The sequence below is a fragment of the Mucilaginibacter terrenus genome, from assembly GCF_003432065.1.
Taxonomy (GTDB): domain Bacteria; phylum Bacteroidota; class Bacteroidia; order Sphingobacteriales; family Sphingobacteriaceae; genus Mucilaginibacter; species Mucilaginibacter terrenus.
Genome location: NZ_QWDE01000002.1, coordinates 483086 through 503519, shown reverse-complemented (window position 1 = coordinate 503519; position 20434 = coordinate 483086). Strand labels below are relative to the sequence as shown.

At 45.5% G+C, this 20434-nt stretch carries 10 protein-coding genes; 4 read left to right on the top strand and 6 right to left on the bottom strand.

The window, feature by feature from the left end:
- Positions 1 to 5: 5 nt before the first annotated feature.
- The 6 genes from DYU05_RS12885 to DYU05_RS12860 form a co-directional block, all read right to left on the bottom strand.
- On the bottom strand, positions 6 to 1349 hold the full coding sequence (locus DYU05_RS12885) for a vanadium-dependent haloperoxidase (RefSeq protein WP_117383517.1): 1344 nt from the start codon (positions 1347 to 1349) through the stop codon (positions 6 to 8).
- Positions 1346 to 4645: a VCBS repeat-containing protein gene (locus tag DYU05_RS12880; protein WP_117383516.1), complete on the bottom strand. Its 3300-nt coding sequence runs from the start codon at positions 4643 to 4645 to the stop codon at positions 1346 to 1348. The genes DYU05_RS12885 and DYU05_RS12880 overlap by 4 nt, the downstream gene beginning before the upstream one ends.
- Before the next feature lie 109 nt (positions 4646 to 4754).
- A complete protein-coding gene (locus DYU05_RS12875; RefSeq protein ID WP_117383515.1) occupies positions 4755 to 6347 on the bottom strand; it encodes a SusD/RagB family nutrient-binding outer membrane lipoprotein in 1593 nt (530 codons plus the stop codon).
- 4 nt (positions 6348 to 6351) lie between these two features.
- Positions 6352 to 9687 (bottom strand): SusC/RagA family TonB-linked outer membrane protein, encoded by a 3336-nt coding sequence (locus DYU05_RS12870; protein ID WP_205771874.1) that lies wholly within the window; start codon positions 9685 to 9687, stop codon positions 6352 to 6354.
- A 236-nt stretch (positions 9688 to 9923) separates the two neighbouring features.
- Positions 9924 to 11030, bottom strand: coding sequence for a FecR family protein (locus DYU05_RS12865; protein WP_117383513.1), 1107 nt, complete (start codon positions 11028 to 11030; stop codon positions 9924 to 9926).
- 50 nt (positions 11031 to 11080) lie between these two features.
- Positions 11081 to 11713, bottom strand: coding sequence for an RNA polymerase sigma-70 factor (locus DYU05_RS12860; protein ID WP_117383512.1), 633 nt, complete (start codon positions 11711 to 11713; stop codon positions 11081 to 11083).
- 194 nt (positions 11714 to 11907) lie between these two features.
- Here DYU05_RS12860 and DYU05_RS12855 point away from each other — a divergent pair, with 194 nt between their 5' ends.
- The 4 genes from DYU05_RS12855 to DYU05_RS12840 all read left to right on the top strand — a co-directional run bounded on the left by DYU05_RS12855 (position 11908) and on the right by DYU05_RS12840 (position 20423).
- Complete coding sequence (locus DYU05_RS12855) at positions 11908 to 13353, top strand: alpha-L-fucosidase (protein ID WP_117383511.1); 1446 nt, start codon at positions 11908 to 11910, stop codon at positions 13351 to 13353.
- Between the two features lie 89 nt (positions 13354 to 13442).
- Positions 13443 to 16049, top strand: coding sequence for a glycoside hydrolase family 2 protein (locus DYU05_RS12850; protein ID WP_235854014.1), 2607 nt, complete (start codon positions 13443 to 13445; stop codon positions 16047 to 16049).
- On the top strand, positions 16049 to 18343 hold the full coding sequence (locus DYU05_RS12845; RefSeq protein ID WP_117383509.1) for a family 20 glycosylhydrolase: 2295 nt from the start codon (positions 16049 to 16051) through the stop codon (positions 18341 to 18343). The genes DYU05_RS12850 and DYU05_RS12845 overlap by 1 nt, the downstream gene beginning before the upstream one ends.
- 4 nt (positions 18344 to 18347) lie before the next feature.
- Positions 18348 to 20423 carry an alpha-L-fucosidase gene (locus DYU05_RS12840; RefSeq protein ID WP_117384001.1) on the top strand — a complete coding sequence of 692 codons (2076 nt, stop codon included), beginning with the start codon at positions 18348 to 18350 and terminating at the stop codon, positions 20421 to 20423.
- The last annotated feature ends 11 nt before the right edge of the window (positions 20424 to 20434 follow it).

The window sequence follows — 20434 nt, the reverse complement described above, 5'->3', positions numbered from 1 at the left end:
ATGTTTTACTTAGTGAATGGGCGAATGCCTGCTTTCTTTATTCTTGCAATGATAGCATTTGCTACATCTTTACCTTGCTTATTTCCCTTCTCTATACTATCCATATAGTGGATGCCACCGTAAAAGCGCGACATAGAAGCCTCCGCGGCAGCCTGCCTGAAAGATCTGAAATCACGCTGGCTGCTTCCAAAAGGTACTTCGGTATTATCTATGTAAGCAAAGTTATCGCCCAGGAAGTAGGTTAACAACTCTGCCGATGCATTTGATATTACAGCATGGCCGCTGGTATACTCCGGGAATGGTGGCGTTTGCAGCACCGGCTGCCACTTAACATCCATATAGCGGTTTATAAAAGTTTCGGGCCGTATGCGGTTGCTGGCAAACTTCTCTTCCCAGCAGCTGATGAAAGCATCCATAAGGGTAATTCCCTCAAGGGATATCAATTGGATCGACTGATCAAAACTGAGGTTTGCCTGTTTGGCTACCAGCCCGGCTATGTGCATCCAGTGCCCGCCCGGGCTTATTTTTTTATAACCAATGGCCATGTGGCCTGATGTAGTTACCGCGAAAGGATTGCAATCCCAAAACAGCGCCTGGTTTATCTGTTCTGTTGTAAGCTGCTTAGATGCTTGGTAGACTGCGATTACCTGCTTATAAAATGTCGATGTGGTATCTTTGCTAAAAGGCGTAAGTGGTGCGGGCTTATATTGCTGAGCCGAATCTATCACCAGCGTACGGATGGTCTTCCAGTTGGGTTCAACGGCTTCCATATATGCCGGCGGCGTAGGATACCACTTTCCGTCCTCTTTAGATGGTGTATAACGTTTCAGGGCGCTTAGCTTACCATAGTTATCTGTTTTAGAAAAAGCCAGTACTGCCGCGGAAGCATCTTCGGCTACTTTAACGGAGCTGGTGATTATCTGCTGATCGACACCTGTTTTTTGTAAAAGCTGGATAAAGGCATCCTCATCGTCCTTCAGCATAAATCCGGAGGGCAGCAGCAATTTAGATGTTTCAAGTATGCTGTAATACGCAGCTATTTTATGGTCGTATTTTTTACCTGCGGGAGAAAGTGGGCCTGCAGTATAACTCTTTATAATGCTACCGAGGGCCGGTATGTCACTATTATTTGCCGCAACAATATTGTACGCGCCAAGCATGGCGTAAGCGTAATATCGGGCAGCTACCGGAGGACTTACTACATCATGCACCATTACCATAGTAACGGCATTCACGGCATGGTCAGGTTGTAAGTAATCCGGGTAAGCACTTTTTTTAGGCTGCTGCGCCTTAGCAATGTGGCCAGCAAACAAGCAGGCAATGGCGAAATATATCTTCAGGACCTTCATTGCTTGTAAAATCTTAGTGAACCATCACTGGTACCTATTAGTAGTTGGCTTATGCCATTTATTTTCACCTGGATTGCCGACTTAACATCGCCCGTAATGGAGAGACCTGCCGCAGCTTGCTCTACAACCGTAAACCCGCCTTTACCATCTCCTTTTAGCAGGCAGCCGTAGTTGGCATCTATACTGCCTAATTTAAGGCGATTATCGGTATGGTTGCCTAATAGCATCACATCTGCTTTACCATCATGGTCAAAATCATTCACCAGTATTTGTGAAACAGGCGCAAACTGTGCCTGCGTTGGGAGTGCAACTGGTACAAACTTGCCGTTTTGGTTGATGAACAAGGTCGTCCTGGTTTCAGTAACAGTTAGCTTGCTCGCACCGCTCAGTTCTTCCGGCGTGAACACCTCGTTGATAGTTGCATCGGCGTAAGCCTTGTAAGATGAAAATCTCCTGCGCATAGGATAGATCTGCTCGTTAAGTTCGTCGCGGCTTACAAATGGGTAACTTTTGCCCTGAAGATAAAAGTTGAAGAAAGGATCTATTGAGCCATTCTTATCAAAGTCGGCGTAATACATTTCTGCCGGTTCGGTAACAGATGCACGAACCTGGGTATTCAGCCCTAAATTCCCGGCAATAAGGTCGGGTTTGCCGTCGCCATTGACATCGGCAAAGGCCATTTTAAACCAAAAACCTTTTTGCGAATTAGTAAAGTAGTTTTCAGTTTCGTTAATAAAGCCATCTTTGGTGTTGATGGATACCGTAATCGGCATAAACTCGCCGCATAGCACCAGGTCCTTCCGGTTATCGCCGTTAAGGTCTATCCATTGCGCATCAGTGACCATGCCTGCCTTATCGAAAGAAATAGGTGCTTTGGTGAACTTGCCTTTACCATCGTTCACCAGCAAATAACTTTCCGGCGTTTCCGGGTACCTGCCCGGGATCACCCGGCCGCCTACAAACAAGTCTGTGTCTCCGTCACCGTCAAAATCCGCAGGACTAACACATCCCTTGCTATTTGCACTTAAGACGGGCAGCGCGCCGGGCGAAAGTACAAGGCGATTGCCACCCTCGTTGATGTAAATCTCGTCCTGCAGGTCGGCTGTATTTGGCTCATAAAGGGAGTATCCTCCTTTAGCCAGATAGAGGTCGGGCTTACCATCGCCATTTGCATCAAAGAACACCGCAGCGGCTGTAGTGCCGATGTTTTCTGTACGCCCTCTGATAATGTCTTGCGATGTAAACTTACCGCCGCTCTGCTGAACGTAAAGCCTGCCAGGGCTGTCCTTTTCGCCGGTGATGAACAAGTCTTCCAGCCCGTCACCATTTACATCTGCCTTGGCTATAACCGGTGCCGTACGCGAGTACATGAACAACATCAGTAACTGGCGCTTAAAATCGTTTATAGTTGTTTCTTCGGGCTTAAAGTCTATTGCCGCAGGCTGCGGTCTGAAAACTGATGTAACAGCGTTGGCAGGTTCGATATATGGCTTTTCCTTTTCGTATTTTAGGGTGAGCAGTTGCCCGCCTTTTACACTTTTTAGCAGCTGCGATGATTGGTCTGGCCATATAACGCGCACTGAATCTGCTATCGTAGCCGTACTCAAACCAAAGTTTAGATTGGTTGATACGCTGGAAAGATAACCACGACCGGGATTTACTTCCTGGTATTGCTTATTGCCTGCGGCATACACGTAAACCTTGGCGCCAATAGCATTGGTGTTTTTGCCTTTACCCTGAAGTTTTACAGCGAGGTAGCCAGACTTATTTGCGTCAGCAGCGGTGTTTTGGTAAATTGATGCAGGCTGGTTGATGTTGTTTATCACCAGGTCCAGATCGCCATCATTATCCAGATCGGCATATACTGCCCCGCTAGAGATACCAGCCTGACCAAGACCCCACTCCGCCTGCTTATTGCTGAACGTAAGATCGTGGTTGTTGCGGAACACGTAGTTTGGCAGTGCTGTAGATGGCATGGCTTGTATCAGGTCCATCAGCAGGAACGGCTCCGCCGCCATAGCTTTCTTGATCTTATAATCGCCCCAGTAACGCAGGAAATCTTTATTGGTATAATCGCGCAGGTAGCCATTGCTGATGAAGATGTCTTTGTAGCCATCATTATCCAGATCGGCGATCAAAGGGCACCAGCTCCAATCGGTGTTTGACAGGCCGGCAAGTTGCGCTATCTCGCTGAAGGTTCCGTCGCCGTTGTTCAGCTGCAGCATATTGCGCATGTACTGCTTGTACAGCCCTTGGTTTTGCATCAGCTCAAAAGACTCGTAATTCTCCTCTAGCTGAAGAGATTTTTGACGGTGATTGTCTGCTGGCATCATATCTAACGTCAGGATATCCGGGTTGCCATCATTGTTAAAGTCAGCAATATCTACTCCCATCGAGAAGTGCGACATGTGCCGTACCATCTCTTTAGAGCGCTCGGCAAACTTACCGTGGTGGGTGTTAATATATATATAATCAGGTTCGTTGTAATCGTTAGTTACATAAATGTCGGGCCAGCCGTCCTTGTTGATGTCGGCAATAGCAATGCCCAGGCCAAATGTGAGGGGGTTTTGTATAATGCCGGCGACAGAAGAAACATCGGTAAAGTGCCCGTCATCATTGCGGTAAAGTTTGTTGCTGGCCAGCTTATCCGTCTCGTTCTTAAAACGGGCAAGCTCCATATTGTCAATTTTTTTGATATTATGGTTCAGGAGGAACATATCCAGGTCACCATCATTATCGTAGTCGAAAAATGCCGCTTGTGTGCTATAGCCGGGTTCGTCCAGTCCGTAAGCCTTCGCCTCTTCGCTAAACTTGTTATTACCCTTATTGATGAACAGCTGGTTGCGGCGGGTATCATCATCCGTTTTGCCGGAATAGCAAACGTAAATATCCAGTAAGCCATCGCCGTTTACATCGGCCATGGTAACGCCGGTCTTCCATCCGGCAGGGCGGCCTTCCATAAGCGGAGAAGCATCCTTAGTGATATCTTTAAACTTAAGGCCTCCTAAATTGAGGTAAAGTTTGTTGGGTTTCATGTTGGCGGTAAAGAACAGATCGGGCAGGCCGTCGTTGTTGATATCACCTGTGGCAACACCGCCACCATTGTAAAAGTATTCGTAAGAGAGTACGTTGAGAGATTCCTTCTCTACAATATCGTTAGAGAACTTAATGCCGGTTTGTGCAGCCGGCAACAACCTGAACAAAGGCTGCTGTGCAACAACTGTTAAAGCAGGTAAGCAAAGCACTGCAATGCAGGTGTGTTTAAATATTAGTAAGTATCGGCCAAATAGCTTCATAAGTCTTGCTGTTACTTATGTCAATAGATCAGGGGAAATAACAGAGCAGTAATTTAGTAAAATATAAAAAGGAGGCCTAAGCCTACTTTTTATATTTAGGTGTTTATCATTATTTATCCCACCATACACGGGTAGCAAAATTATCTGCACCCTGGTTTTTAACAGCATTGGCATAGTTGGTACCATTGGTCTGTATAAGTGTGGTTGGGTAAGGCATCCTGCGCGGAATCTGTCCGCTGATGAACTGGCCAGTGTATGTTACCGGTGTCAACACAGGAAATCCTGACCTTCTCCAGTTTGCAAATGTTTCGTTGAAGTCGAAAGTAGTTGATGTTGCTACGTAATACTCCATGTTTATTTGCTGTAAGGCATTAGCAGACACCAAAGGGTGTGCCGTTACATAAGCAGTAATGTCTGCAGCATTTACAGTTGCTGCCGCTGATGGGTTGTACTGCGCAAGTGTAGCCATATCAGCAGCTAGCGCATTAGCATAATGCGTAGCAGCAGAACCTGTGTTCCAGCCCCTGGTAGCAGCCTCAGCTAAAAGCAACTCAGACTCGCCGTAAGTGTAAATAAAGTTAGCACTTACCCTGTCTGCATAAACCTGCAAACGCGGGCGCGAATATTTGCCGAGTGGCGCAGGAGCATCCGTTGCTGATGCAGCAGGGGTTGCCCCAGGGTAGCCTGGCGCTTTAGAAATGTCGGTGCTGCCACCAAGCAGATCATAACCATTAGGCATACCTATTTGCAAAGCAGCAGTATTGTTGCCAGCTACAGTACGGTCTTCATTGGCAACACGTCCATTGCCTGTGGTAATCTCTGCAATAGCAGATATACGCGGGTCATTAGTTGACTTCATGAAGTCGATCAAAGTTTTACCCCAACGAACTTCCCTAAAGTCATCTGTAACCAGTAATGCATCAGAGTTGCTGCTGGTGTTACCGTTAGTAGTTGAATTTGTTCTGGCGTTATCAGCAATGCTGCTCATGGTACCGCCGGCGTAAGCCTTTTCAGCCCAAGTTTTAGCTGTAGCAGGGTCAACCTTTGTTAAACGCATAGCTGCCTTTAACATCAAAGAGTAACCTAAACGTTTCCACTGTGCAACGTTACCACCGTAGAATATATCGGCAGTAGGGCCTGGTTTAGATACATCAAGCGCAGCTGTTGCCTGTTCTAACTGGGTAAGTATTGCGGTGTAAATATCCTGCTGTTTGTCGAAAACTGGTTCAAACACGCCGCTTTTTGCCTGCCCTTCCTGTGAATACGGCACGTCGCCATGCAAGTCAGTGATACGCTGGATGAACATTGCACGTAAAATAGTGCCGCATGCGTCAAGATTAGCGTATTCAGGCTTATCTTTTATAAGCGTTTTCATCTCGTCAACTAAAGTAAGGGCGCTGTATCCGCGGTTCCAGGTACGGTTGAAATAACCGGTCCCGCCGCCGCCATATACATACTTATCGCCGTTGCTGTAGTAGCTGAAGGTTGAAGCAAGAGACTGTGTCCACATGCTCTGGAAAAGTAACTGATCATAGCCGGTTTGCGAAAATGTGATTTGCGCTTGCGACATAAAGTAGTTTGGATTGATAAGGGCGTCGGTTGTTTTGTCCGGCTGCGTGTTTATCTCCTCAAAGTTTTTAGTACAGCTTGCCATGAACGTAGCACCCGCTACCAGGAAGCCAAAAATATATCGTTTTTTCATCTGTTTAGTTTTTGAATTTAAAGTTTACGTTTAAACCATAAGTCCTGGCAAAAGGCAAGCTGGTGCCTTCTATACCTGCATATCTTGGATCAGCTGAAAATCCAGACTCCGGATCAATGTTGTCTGTATGTTTCATAATTGTCCAAAGGTTACGGCCAACTGCCGATACACCTATGCTGCTAAACGGCGTACCTCTCAGGAAAGTAGAGTTGAAGGTATAGCCTAAGGTTATCTGGCGTAACTTGATAAAGCTGCCGTCTAAAACAGATACCGCGCCAACGTTGCGTGACAGGGCCTGGTAGTAGCTTTGTGCAGATGCACTGGTAGTGTTTGGTGTACCAGACTCGGTAACACCTACACCTACTACACCGCCTTCGCGGCCGTCAAGCGTAAGTTTGTTCAAGCCTCTGAAAATGCTATAGTTTTCAGTAGCCGAAAGCACTTTATTGCCAAACCTGTAATCAACAAGGAAACCTAAATTGAATTGTTTGTAGTTGAATGTGTTGTTGAAACCACCGTAGATTTTAGGGATGGTTGAACCCTGAGCTTTCAGATCGCCACGTTGTGGAAGACCCGAAGCGTCAAATACTATGTTACCGGCAGCATCACGCTTGTAATCGGTAGCTAATATCTGTGGCCCGGCTAAGCCTACTACTAAAGAAGTAACAGCAATACCTGAACTTGCACCAGGGCGGAAAGTACCAAAACCGATGTTGTTATTGGTTATACCATCAGTTTGCAGGATCTTGTTCTTTACGTAAGTAAAGTTGAAAGATGGAGTCCAGCTGAAGCCTGATTTCCTTACCGGAGTACCGTGAAGCTCAACCTCAACACCGCGGTTTTGAGTAGAACCTGTACCTATATAGCGGTTAGTATAACCAGCAGACCAATCCAGGTTACCGTTGATGATCTCATTATTGGTTTTACGTGAAAAATAAGTAACGTCGAAACCAAACCTGTCTCCCCAGAACTTCATTTCCAAACCGGCTTCAATTTCTTTCAGCGTAAATGGTTTCAGGAATAAGTTAGGCAACTGGCTGCTGAAGCTTGCTGCCGGGGTACCGTTAATAGAGTTATTTAAGCTGTAGTAAACAGTATTAGCAAAAGCAAGTGCATCATTACTGGTTTGCGCGAATGATAACCTTACTTTACCCAGATCGACACCGTTCATGTGGTGCAGCTCGGAGAAAATGAAGCTACCAGAAACCGATGGTGAGAATATGCCCGGGCCAATAGCCTTTGATATACTGCTATAGTAATCGTAACGGCCGGTTGTGCTGATTACCAGGTAATCTTTAATTGAGAAATCTGCTGAGTAATAAGCTGAGTTAACCTGCTTCTTGCTTGCCGGATCAACCAGCGGACCTGAATCACGGCTGCTGAAGTTGGTTAAGCTGTAGAAGTAAGGTATAATGAACCCGTTTTGGCCATTGATAAAGTTTCCTTCGAGAAGGCTTTTACGAATGTTACCACCTACAGACAGGTCTAAGTTTAACAGGTCTTTAACAATCGGGCGTTTAGCGTTAACCAAAACGTCAGCATTAAACTCGTTAATGTGCGTGTTGGTAGTATTCATGGTACCGTTGTCGTTACGGTAACCTGTTCCGGTTGGTTCAATGTTTACTCTTTTATCATTGGTATCATCGTAACCAACACGTCCTTGTAAGTAAAGCCAGTTTGTGAAATCGTATTTGGCAGATAACGCAGAGATCAAACGGGTTCTGTTTACGTTTGAAACGAAATTGTAAGCTGCAAAATAAGGGTTGGTTACATAGCTGTCGTCAGTAAATGTTAATTCTTTACCGGTAGCAGTAGTACCCGGAGCCAATGTAGCCTGGTCCTGGTTTGGTGCTAAGAACTGTACGTTGTTAGGGTTACCCGGACCGTCACTTAAGCCTGACCGATTTTTTGAGTTTTCAATAACGTAGTTGGCAACTACATTAATGTTCAGCTTTTTAGTTACTTGTTGACCACCGTTAAAGTTGAAGGTCTTCCTGTCCAGGTAGCTGTTTGGCACCATTGAGTTTGCGCGCAAGTCAGATGCTGACAGGCGGAAAGATCCGGTTTCGTTACCACCGGTAAAAGATGCCGTGTTGGTAAAGCTTGGTGCTGTACGGTAAAAATCAATATAGTTATTTACCGGAGAGTACTTGTGCATCTGTCCGTCAATCTGCATAACGTCAGATCCGTCCATTTTAGAACCCCATGCAAGGCTACCTGAGTTACGTGCCGCATCAAGTGTGGTTGGTTTAACACCTTGTATACCCTGGCCGTAAACCTGCTGGTAATCGGTATTATCAACCGGTTTGTCAAACTGAACGTTTGTATTGAATTCAACACCAAACGGAGAGTTTTTCTTGCCTGATTTGGTGGTGATCAAAATAACGCCATTTACTGCGCGTGAACCGTAAAGTGCAGAAGCAGACTGGCCTTTAAGAACAGTCATCGATTCGATGTCGTCGGGGTTGATGTTAGAAATACCGTCACCATAATCGGCACCGCCCCACTCGCCGGCTGCGCCACGCTGAGTGTTATCCATAGGCACACCATTAATAACATATAATGGGCTGCCTGCAGAAAAGCTGGTTAAACCACGTAACAACACCCTTGCAGATGAGCCCGGGCCACCGTTTGATGCACCTACGCTTAAGCCCGCAACACGGCCCTGTAATGACAAGGCAACGTTGGTTTCTTTCGCTTTGTTAAGCTGATCACCGTTTACTGTAGATACAGAATATCCCAGTTTCTTTTGATCTTTTGTGATACCCAAAGCGGTAACAACAACCTCATTTAGGCCCTTGCTTGCAAGTGCAAGTTTAACAGTGATGTTAGTCTTACCAGCAACGGCTACTTCCTGGCTTTCATAACCAAGGAAAGAGAATACCAAAACGGCATTGTCGGGCGCGTTAATAGAGAAAACACCGCTCGCATCAGTTACTGTACCGTTTGATGTTCCTTTAATTTTCACAGTAACGCCTGGCAGTCCCAAACCATTCTCGTCAACTACTTTACCGGTTAAAACAGCAGCGTTCACAACTTCGCCTTTTGTAGTAATTACAATAAGGTTGTTTTCCAGCTGAGTAAATTTAAGATCGGTTCCGTCCAGTAATTGGTCTAATACAACGTTAACATCTTCATTCTCAACCTTCATCGAAACCTTTTTGGTTCCCGCGATCTTTCTTTCGCTGAAAACGAAATGGTAGTTGGTTTGCTTTTGAATGGCGTTTATAACCTTCGTAAAATCAGCAGAACGAACGTTTAACGTTACCTTCTGCTGTGAGTAAACATTCGCTACCGACTGTAGTGTAAAAGCTACTATTAAAATAAATGTCAATTTCATTATCAATATGGACTTTAATAGCCAATATTTATCTCTTACACCCTTAGGGTGTTTAAAATATTTCATACTTTTATTAATTAAAGGTGATTGGTTAAAAGCAAAATTCTGTACCAGAGAAAGTTGCGTTAATAAACTAAACAGATCTTCATCTTAGCGGGGGTTACCATTGGTGATCCCCGTTTATTATTTTGTAAAGCTTTCTTTAATCCATAGGCGGCTAAAAATCAATTAGAGGGTTAATAAATATATATCGTATTATTTTTCTGCTTGTATGTAAATGGCTCTATCATTTGCAGGGCTTTAAGCGCCTGGAAAACGGTTTCTTTCTCAAAGACCCCTGTAAAGTGATAATCCTTTGCATCATCATTTTTAAACTTAATCTTAATTCCATACCAGCGTTCCATCTGGGTAGCAATACCGCTAAACTCCTTGTCTTTAAAAACAAGCTTGTTGTTCACCCATGATGTTTCTACCACAGTGCTGTCATTTGCCCGCAAGTAGGTTAACGATGTAAGGGCGTAGCTGGTATTTACACTATCAGGATTTACAGACACCTTATGCTTTTTGTGGGCTACCTTTGTAAGCGGCGTGCTTTTAAGAACAAGTTTTTCGTTAGGCTTTAAAATTATCCGGTCGTTAGGCCTGTCTGTAAGTGTTACTTCAATAGCGCCTCTGATAAGCGTAGTTTCACTGGCAGCATCGTTTTTGTAAGATCTTATATTAAACGCGGTACCTAAAACCTTTATGCTCATGTTACCTGCATGGACGATGAAAGGGTGCTGGGCGTCTTTCTTTACATCAAAGAATGCTTCCCCGCTCAAAAATACTTCCCTGGTTTTACCTTTAAATTCGGCAGGGTATCTAAGTTCTGTCTGAGAGTTCAGCGTTACTTCAGATCCGTCGCTTAAGACCAGTTTAGATTTAACCCGGGTAGGCGTTTCGGTAAGTTGCAGCGTGGCATAATCATTTCCCGGGCCACGATCCATCATGTAATATAATAAGCCGCCGCCCACAGCTACTATAAAAGCCGCCGCTACTACGCGTATCCACATAGCCAACACATTGCGGCCAGTTGGCTCCTCAACTATCTCGTCGGCAGCCTGTTCAGGTAATGTAATTTTACTTTTAATACGCTGAAACATAAGATCGGAGTTTGAATATTGCTCCTGATCCTGAACCCAGTACGACTTGAAAAATTTATATTGCTCTTTGTTAACCTGGCTTTCCGCCAAAAATTGATGAAATTCTTTCAGCTCACTCTCATCAAGTTCGTCTGTAAGCTTTTTAGTAAGAAGTTCAGTGAATCTTTCGTTAACCATTTGCTGATCATCAAGCGTGATCATAGTTAAGACACTTTCACGATGAAAATTGCCTACAGTCTTTGAAAAAAAATTTAAGAAATGTTTTGATGGTCAACATTTGCACCTGCATCAATTATGACCCCCTTCTTTGACAGGCGTTTTGCAAATGTTTGATGTGACACCAATATTAAGCTCAGCTTTTTGATTGCCCTGAAAAGCTGTGTTTGAACTGTACGTGGAGAAATGTTCAATATCTCTGCTACTTCTTTGTACCGGAGACCATCCTCCTTAATCAGGCGGAAAACCAGGCAAGCCTGTGGCGGTAAAGACGAAATAGCCCTATCCAGGATAAAATGAAGTTCTTTGCGCTCCAGTTCCTTTTCAGGGTCGTTGGTATTCACCAACTCCACACCGTCAGACTCCTCCGCCTGAACCAGGTGGATACTTGAATATTTTTTTATGTAATTTAACGACTGGTTTTTTACTGCAACAAAAAGGTATGTTTCGAGGCTGGTGATATCAGCAAGATTTTTCCTTCCCTCCCAACACCTGATAAACACATCGGACACTATGTCCTCTGCAGCTTCTTTTTGTTTAACGTAAAATATACAGAATTTTATCAGCTTGGTGTTCAGTGTATGAAAGATGTATTCGAAAGCCTTAAGGTCATCAGTCGAACAAACTTGCATCCATAATTCTGAAATATCAGGTCTGTTTATTTTCAAGATATACAGCAGTTAAATGTGTTTGGTACAATTAAAATGCAATGTAACAATTCCATAACAAAAAGGATAAAATTATTTAACTTTTATAAAAACAGCAACAAGAGATTAAACATTTTAAAATATTTTAAAATTGCTTGTAGGCAAAACAGCCGCCTGGATTGTCAATAACAGTGTTCGCTCCCTCACTACTAATCATGAAAAAAACTCAATTCTTATTTTTGCTGATGCTGGTTTTTTGTACCGGAAACGCTCTGGCCCAGGAACATCAAATGTCTAAAGGCTATGTAGCCCCAACTGATCCCCTGGTAAAAGCTAACCTAAAAAAATGGCAGGGACTAAAGTTTGGGTTATTTATGCATTGGGGAACTTACAGCCAATGGGGAGTAGTAGAAAGCTGGAGCATTTGCCCGGAGGATGAAGGCTGGACACAACGCAAAGGCCCTTACAGCTCCGATTATAACACCTACAAAAAAGCCTACGAAAATTTACAAACCACTTTTAACCCCGTGAAATTTGATCCGGAAAAGTGGGTGAAAGCTGCTAAATATGCAGGAATGAAATATGTGGTGTTTACCACCAAACACCATGACGGTTTTTCGATGTTTGATACTAAACAAACCGACTATAAGGTAACAAGTGCCAAAACTGCCTTCTCGTCAAACCCTAAAAGCAACGTCACCAAAGAGATCTTCAAGGCTTTTTCCAAAGATAACTTTATGATAGGCGCATATTTTTCCAAGCCCGACTGGCACTCGGAAGATTACTGGTGGCCTTACTTCCCGCCGAAAGACCGCAATGTGAATTATGCCCCCGCAAAGCACCCCGAGAAATGGCAGAAGTTTAAAGACTTTACCTACAACCAAATTGGTGAGTTAATGACAGACTATGGCAAGGTAGATATACTTTGGCTGGATGGTGGGTGGGTACGCCCCAAAAGCACGATAGATACAACCGTAGACTGGCAAAAAGCAATAACTTTTAACCAGGATATAGATATGCCCAGGATAGCTGCTATGGCAAGGCAAAAACAGCCAGGCTTAATAGTGGTAGACCGTACAGTAGCCGGGCAGTATGAGAACTATACTACCCCTGAACAGCAGGTGCCCAACGAACCACTAGACCACCCATGGGAAAGCTGCATCACCATGGGCAACTCCTGGAGCTATGTGCCGGGAGACAAATACAAAACCGCTAATGAAGTAATAAACCTGCTGATCAAGATAGTGTCCCGGGGTGGTAACCTGCTCATGAATATCGGCCCAGGGCCTGATGGCGACTGGGATCCGGTTGCTTACAGCCGGCTTCAGCAAATTGGTGACTGGATGAAGATAAACGGAGAAGGCATTTACAACTCTACTTCTGTAGCGCCATATTCCGAAGGTAATGTATACTATACTAAAGCTTTAAACAACAACACCCTTTATGCATTCTATAGCTCAACAAGGGATGTCGTTGAGCTACCCTCCACTATTACGCTGCACTTAAAAGATATCAGCAAAATAAAAGCTGTCACACTGCTTGGCAGCAAGCAAAAATTAAAGTGGAAGCTAACTAACGGGGTTGTTAACATTTCGATACCGGCTAACTTACAAGCCAAAAACAACCTTACACAGGCTGCCGTTTTTAAAATGTCTTATTAATATTCCAAACTCTTTTAGTCATAATGTATAACAACACCCGCGGGACGTACTTTAGTGCTTTAATCAGCTCTTTAATCACCATAATTTTCTTGTCAAACAGTGCCCAAGCCCAATCCGGTTACGAACTAAACTCCGGCTGGAAATGCGCGCCGGTAAAAGAGGTAAGTGCTGACGGAACCAGGTTATCAACCGCGGCAATAAACACAGCCAATTGGATGCCTGCGACAGTTCCAGGAACAGTGCTTACAACTCTCCTGAACAATAAGAAAGTCCCTGACCCATTTTATGGGATGAACAATGAGTACATTCCTGACATCTACAAAACAGGAGCCGACTATTACACCTATTGGTTTGTAAAAGAGTTTAAGGAAACTGCTGCTGCAGGCAACCAGGTATACCTCGACTTCCGCGGGGTTAATTACAGCTGCGACATTTTCCTGAACGGGCATAAGCTTAATAAAGGCGTGCAGAAAGGCATGTTTCTGCGGTTTTCCTTCAACATCACGCCATATCTAAGTAAAAGCGGTAACAATAAACTGGCGGTACTGGTACACCCACCAGATGTTGTAGGCAATGCCAATGGCGGCCAGGGGGGCGATGGTACAATTGCGCGCAACGTAGGCCTGCAATACACCGCCGGTTGGGACTGGATACAACCTGTTCGCGACCGCAACACCGGCATATGGGACAAAGTAACCATACATAAAACAGGCGCCATACGCATTAACGACACACATGTAATCACCAATGTTCCGGGCATCAGGCAACCGGAAGGCCCACAAAAACCGGCCACTATCAGGCTGGAAACAGAGCTAAGCAACCCCACTTCCGCCATTGTAAGCGGTACTTTAAGCTATGAGATCGATGGAACGGTTGTCAGCAGAAGTGTGGCGCTAAAGCCCAACTCTACGGCAACAATCAAACTGCCGGACTACACCTTGCAAAATCCCAAACTTTGGTGGCCCAACGGCTATGGCCCGCAAAACTTATACAATGTTAAAGTAAGGTTTACTCCGGCAGGTAAAGCGCCGTCAGACCAGCAAACAATTAAAGTTGGCGTACGAGAGATACAAACCAGTTGGAATGACCATACCGGCAGCCGCGAAGTTGCTGTCAACGGCCAGCGCGTGTTTATCAAAGGCGGCAACTGGGTAATATCTGATGCCATGCTGCGCCTGTCAGATCTCCGTTATGATGCCGAGGTACGTTTTCATCGTGATATGAACCTGAACCTCATACGCGTTTGGGGTGGCGCTATGATAGAACGCCCTGAGTTTTATGACGCTTGCGACCGCTATGGCATACTGGTTTTCCAGGACCTATGGGGATCGGGAGACTGCAATGGCCGCTGGATAGATCCTATGAAAAAGGATGACCAATGGACCCGACGCAAATACCCCGATGATCATGGCTTGTTCCTGCGTTCTGCAGAAGACCAGATCAAGATGGTACGCAATCATGCCTCCTTGGCTATCTGGTGCGGCGGCAACGAGATCACACCGCCTGAGGACATCCTGGTAGCGCTTAAAGAAGACATTTTGCCAAGGCTGGATAACACCCGCTGGTTTGTAGATTACTCCAACTCGGAAGAAATGTCGCGCAACACCTTAGGCGGCAATGGCGATGGCCCTTATGGCATACAGCCGTTATCTGTTTTCTGGGAGTTTAAAACTTATCCTTTCAACTCGGAGGTGGGTTCAGTGGGCATAAACGACGATGAATCGCTTAAGCGCTTCATCCCGGCAAAAAACATGATAGCACCGGAGTATGACGAGTCATCACGCAAAAGCAAGACGGACAGCGTTTGGGATTATCACAAATACATTGGTTATGATACCAGCATTAACAAGTACGGAAAAGTTAAAAGCGCTGCTGATTTCGCCAAAAAAGCCCAGCTGGTAAACTACGACCAATACCGCGGCTTGGCTGAAGGATTTACTTCGCATATGTGGGACTGGTATACAGGCTTTATTATCTGGAAAACACAAAACCCGTGGACGGCCATGCGCGGGCAGATGTACGATTATTATCTTGACCCGAATGCTTGCCTGTACGGCCTTCACAATGGCAGCGAACCATTGCATGTAATGTACAATCCTGTAAATGGCATGATCTCGCTGGCTAACAACGGTTATAAACCAATGCGCAACATGATGCTGGTGGTAAAGGCTTATGACATGGCCGGAAAAGAAAAGCTGATAACGCAGGTTTTTTGCGACATTGTACCCGCATCAACCAAGCGGGTGCTATCCGTTAAAAACGCAATGGACCAAATGGCTGCAAAAGAAGGCGCTTTCCTGTCGTTACAGTTGTTAGACACTGATAAAAAAGTACTATCAGAGAACTTGTACTGGATGGCTGACAAAAACGGCGATTACAGTGGCCTGCAAAAGATGAAGGAAGACGAACTGACCGCAACGGCACGCTATGTAAAGCCATGCCAGGTAGAAGTTACACTTCATAATAAACAGAACGCAGTTATATCGTTCTTTAACCGCATTTCGCTGGTAGATGCCGGGACCAAAGAAAGGGTACTGCCTGCGTTTTATAACAACAATTATATATCCGTGTTACCCGGCGAAGAGAAGAAAATAATTATAGATTACCCAAATAAAGGCAAGAATAAACTTGCTGTAACCGTAGACGGGTGGAACACCGCGGGTAATAACCCACATCTTATCAATATAGCCAACTGATGAAAATACCTTTTTACAAGGCTGCTATTGTAATAATTAGCGTCTGCTTAATTAACGGACCGTTGAAAGCACAGGATGCACGGTACCCTATCATTCCCTATCCAACTTCGCTTGCTGCCGGCAGCGGCACATTTGTCATTACAGCGGCGACACGTATATCAGCGGACAGCAAATTCAGCAATGAGGTGGTGCAGTTCAACAAACTGATGAAACAGGGACTTGGAATTGCTTTGCAGAAGGCCTCCTCAACCGCTGGTAATATAATTTCATTTAAGTACGATGCCGCGATTACTGAAGACGAAGGTTATAAACTAACCATTGACCAACAAAATGTTGTAATAGCTGCCCGCACGCCAACAGGGGCTTTCCGTGCTGTGGAGACAATAAGACAACTTTTGCCGGTCAACATAGAGGGCAATCGGGAAAAAGTAAAACAGCTTAGTTTACAATCTTTAACCATTACAGACCAACCTGCTTACGCCTGGCGTGGCATGCACCTGGATGTTTCCCGCCATTTTTTCTCCATAAACTACCTGCGCAAGTTCATTGACGTAATGGCACTCTATAAAATGAACAAGTTTCATTTACACCTTACAGATGATCAGGGCTGGCGCGTAGAGATCAAAAAATACCCCAAGCTTACCTCTGAAGGAGCCTGGAGAACTTTCAACAATCAGGACTCGGCTTGCATGAAACTGGCAAAAGACAATCCTGATTTTGCGATCGACCCGAAACACATCATCCATAAGAACGGGAAAACACTTTACGGTGGCTTCTATACGCAACAACAGCTAAAAGACCTTGTAGCCTACGCAGCGGCAAAACACATCGATATTATTCCGGAAATAGACATGCCCGGTCACATGATGGCGGCTATCAACTCCTACCCTTTCCTTACCTGCAATGGCGAAAACAAGTTTGGCGAGCTGTTCTCCAAACCCATCTGCCCGGCAAACGAGAGCACTTACGAGTTTGCGCAGAATGTATACGATGAGATTATGGCTATTTTCCCATCCAAATACATCCACATTGGAGGCGATGAGGTTGATCGTACCGACTGGGCTAAATCCGACGCGGTAAAAGCCTTTATGGCAAAAGAGGGCATTAAAGATCTGCCCGGGCTGCACAGCTATTTTATCAACAGGATGGAGAAATACTTCAATTCCAAAGGCCGCAAATTGATCGGCTGGGATGAGATAATTGAAGGCGGCATCAGTCCGACAGCTATTATCATGTACTGGCGGGGCTGGGTGCCCGATGCACCTGTAAAGGCAGCTAAGAACGGCAATACGGTGATTATGACACCTGGCGAGCCATTGTATTTTGATAATCAGCCCGACCAGTATTCCGTTTCAAAAGTATATTATTTTAACCCTATCCCTGCCAAGTTGAACGCGCAGGAAGCAAAAGCGATAATTGGCGCACAGGCCAACCTTTGGAGTGAGCGCATCCCAACCGAGCAAAGGGCCGATTACATGTACATGCCAAGAATGACCGCGCTTGCAGAAAGGCTATGGACGAGCAATACGGACAGATATGACTCCTATCTGAAGCGCCTTGCCATCCATTACAAACGATTAGATAAGCTTAACGTACATTACCGCTTGCCTGATCTGCCGAACATGGTTACTGAAAATGTATTTACCGATAAAGACACATTGAGCATCAAAAAGCCAATGGAGGAAATGCAGCTACGGTATACTACAGATGGCAGTCTGCCTTTGGCATCATCACGCATCCTTAACAATCAGTTGATCATCACAGCTCCGCAAACCATAAAGGTGGCAGCCTTTACACCATCAGGCTCACGCGGCGATATTTACACCCTCAATTACAAAAAGCAACCTTACGCCGCAGCACAAAATGCCGCAGCAACGGTTCCCGGTTTAACAGCTACTTATTACAAGGCCTTCTTTAAACAGACCAGCCTTATCAGCAAGGCTAAGCCGGATAGTACCTTTACTACAAACACCATCGCAGTACCGTCATCCGTTACCGCGCCGTCATTTGCCATAACCTACCGGGGCTACATCAATGTACCCTCAACCGGCGTTTATACCTTTTATCTTAATTGCGACGATGGCGGCGTGCTAAAAATAGCCGACCGTATGGTGGTAGATAACGACGGCAACCACTCTGCAATTGAAAAGAACGGCCAGGTAGCCTTGAGTAAAGGTCTGCAGCCCTTCTCGCTCGACTTTATTGAAGGTGGAGGTGGCTTTGCATTAGGATTAAAATATAGCGTAAATGGCAGCGCGCCGGCGCCGGTTCCGTCAACATGGTTTCAACACTAACCAAATGAAGAAAAGTCTTTTATTTGCCGCTCTGCTGACGGCTGGTTTAAACGTAACGGCGCAGCAGGCGCCAAAGCCTTATGGCGTATTACCAACACAACGCCAGCTAAAATGGCAGGAAACGGATATGTACTGCATAGTGCATTTCAGCATGGCCACTTATACAGATAAAGAGTGGGGCTTTGGCGACGAAGATCCTGCCATATTCAACCCCAAGAACTTTAGCGCTATGCAGATAGTGAGCGCTGCTAAAGCAGGCGGTTTTAAGGGTATTGTTGTAGTAGCAAAACACCATGACGGCTTTTGCCTGTGGCCAACAAAAACTACAGATCACAACATTAGCAAAAGCCCTTACAAGAACGGCAAAGGCGACATCTTGAAGGAATACCAAGAAGCCTGCAACAAGTTAGGCATGAAAATGGCCGTTTACTGCTCTCCGTGGGACAGGAACAACCCGTTATACGGCAAGCCCGAATATGTAACTAAAGTTTACCGCGAGCAACTGCGTGAACTGTACAAAAACTATGGCCCGTTGTTTATGTCGTGGCATGACGGCGCCAACGGCGGCGACGGTTACTACGGCGGCACACGTGAGGTGCGCAAGATAGACCGCTCTACCTACTATGGCTGGGACACCACCTGGGGCATTACCCGTAAAATGCAGCCGGGCGCGTCTATATTCGGCGATGTTGGTCCTGATGTACGCTGGGTGGGTAATGAAGAAGGTCACGCTGGTGAAACTTATTGGGCAACCTACACGCCGCACGCACCGGAAGAAGGCAAGGTACCTGCAAACGGTTTTGTTAAAGATTACGAGGGAACTGAAGGCACACGAAACGGTAAGTACTGGATGCCTGCCGAATGTGATGTACCCTTACGCCGCGGTTGGTTCTATCACGAATCGCAGGATGGGCAATCACGCTCGGCTTATACGCTGGCAGACCTGTATTACAAGAGCGTTGGCCGCGGCGCCTGCCTGGATCTTGGCCTGTCGCCAAATAAAGATGGTGTAATAGCTAACGAAGACGTTAAGATACTTAAAGATTTCGGCGGCATTATAAAAGCGACATTTGCCGTTAACCTGGCAAAAGGCGCAGCGTTTAAGCCAAGTAATGTACGCGGCAACAGTGCTGCTAAATTTGGCACAACGTTTTTGACTGACAACAGCCGCTACAGCTACTGGGCTACGGATGACAAAGTTACCACGCCGACATTGGAGATTGACCTCCGTACCGCAAAAACATTCAATGTAATCCGCATACGCGAAAACATAAAACTCGGCCAGCGGATAGAGGGCGCAGCCTTCGACGCATGGATTAACGGCGCCTGGAAAGAAATTGCAGCGGTGCCCAGCATTGGTGCTAACCGGTTGGTGCGCTTACCCTACAACATTACTACAAGTAAATTAAGGCTGAGGATCACCAAATCGCCTGTGGCAGTTGCAATAAGCGACTTCGGCCTGTTTAAAGAGCCTGTACATTTAGTCGCACCTGTGATTAGGCGTAACAAGCAGGGCGAAGTAAACATCTACACCGAGGCACCGGTGAGCAGCATCCATTATACAACAGATGGTTCTGCGCCAACTATTTCATCCAATGTTTTTAATAAACCTTTTATGTTGACTGCCGGCGGCGAGGTAAGGGCCGCCGCATTTGAAGGGACAGGCAAGAGCGAAAGCACCGTAGCCCGGTTCGGCTTTGCAAAAGAAAAATGGCAGGCAATAACCAAAGCAGATAATGCAGCCGCCGCTATCGACGAAAACGAAAGTAGTTACGTTACCGCTCCATCAAACACGTTTGTTGTAGATATGGGAGAAGAGCGTAATATCAGTTCATTTACCTACCTACCAAGGCAGGACAAAAATACTTCCGGAATGGTTACCGGCTACACCTTTGCCGTAAGTACTGATAGCAATACCTGGCAGGACGTGGCTACCGGCGAATTTTCAAACATCAAATCGAACCCTGTAGAACAGGTTGTACCTTTGCGCGCTGCCGTAAAAGCCAGATATATTAAATTTACAGCTTCCAAACTAATCAGCGGTGAAGGCATCAGCATAGCAGAATTAGGCGTACGGTAGAACATTTTAGC